General features: G+C 66.2%; 1 protein-coding gene. It reads left to right on the plus strand.

Features of this window, described 5'->3' with window-relative positions:
- The coding region (locus tag P2P98_RS11715; protein ID WP_275799998.1) for a sugar ABC transporter permease at nucleotides 1–1056 on the plus strand (1056 nt) is incomplete at its 5' end.
- Between the last annotated feature and the right edge of the window lie 49 nt (nucleotides 1057–1105).

Consider the following 1105-nt stretch of genomic DNA (forward strand, 5'->3'; position numbering starts at 1 on the left):
GCGACTCCCGCGGCATCCGCCCCCGACGGTCCCCCCGCTCGCACGCCCCGACGCGTCGGGTTCGGCTCGAAGCTCAGCGCCTGGGATCTGAAGCTTTCCCCGTACCTCTACATCTCCCCGTTCTTCATCCTCTTCATCGTCACGGGCCTCTTCCCGATCCTGTACACGGGCGTCATCTCGTTCATGGACTGGGATCAGATCCGCGGCTCCGGCACCTTCGTCGGCTTCGACCAGTACGCGTACGTGCTGTCGCAGCCGGCCTTCTGGGACGCCCTGCGCAACACCTTTAGCATCTTCGTGCTCTCGACGGTCCCGCAGCTGCTCCTCGCGGTCTTCATCGCGGCGATGCTCGACCAGAACATCCGCGCGAAGACTCTCTGGCGTATGGGCGTTCTCGTGCCGTACGTCATGGCCCCCGTCGCGGTCGCGCTGATCTTCAGCAACATGTTCGGCGACCAGTACGGCCTCATCAACACCCTTCTCGGCCGCATCGGCCTCCCCGGGGTGGGATGGCACTCCGACGCCTTCGCCAGCCACATCGCCATCGCGACGATGGTCAACTTCCGCTGGACCGGTTACAACACCCTGATCCTGCTCGCCGCCATGCAGGCCGTGCCGCGCGAGTACTACGAGGCGGCGACCGTCGACGGTGCGGGCAAGGTCCGCCAGTTCTTCTCGATCACGCTGCCGAGCCTCAAGCCCACCCTCATCTTCGTCATCATCACCTCGACGATCGGCGGGCTGCAGATCTTCGACGAACCGCGCATGTTCGACCAGTCGGGCACGGGCGGTTCCGACAACCAGTGGCTGACGATCTCGCTCTACCTCTACAACCTCGGGTGGGGAGAGTGGAACTTCGGCCGGGCGGCCGCGCTCGCGTGGATCCTCTTCCTCATCATCCTCGTCATCGGGGCGGTCAACCTCTTCATCAGCCGCTCGCTGGTGCGCGACGAGGGTACGCGCGACGGTCTTACCCGAGCTCAGCGCCGCGCTGCCGCGCGCGCCGCGAAACAGCGCCTCGCCACCGAATCCACCGGAAAGGGCGCACGGTCATGAGCGTCATCGACACCTCTCCCGTCACCGCGGCGGCCGACCCGAGGCCGCC

This window comes from Microbacterium sp. Kw_RZR3 (assembly GCF_029222405.1).
GTDB lineage: Bacteria > Actinomycetota > Actinomycetes > Actinomycetales > Microbacteriaceae > Microbacterium.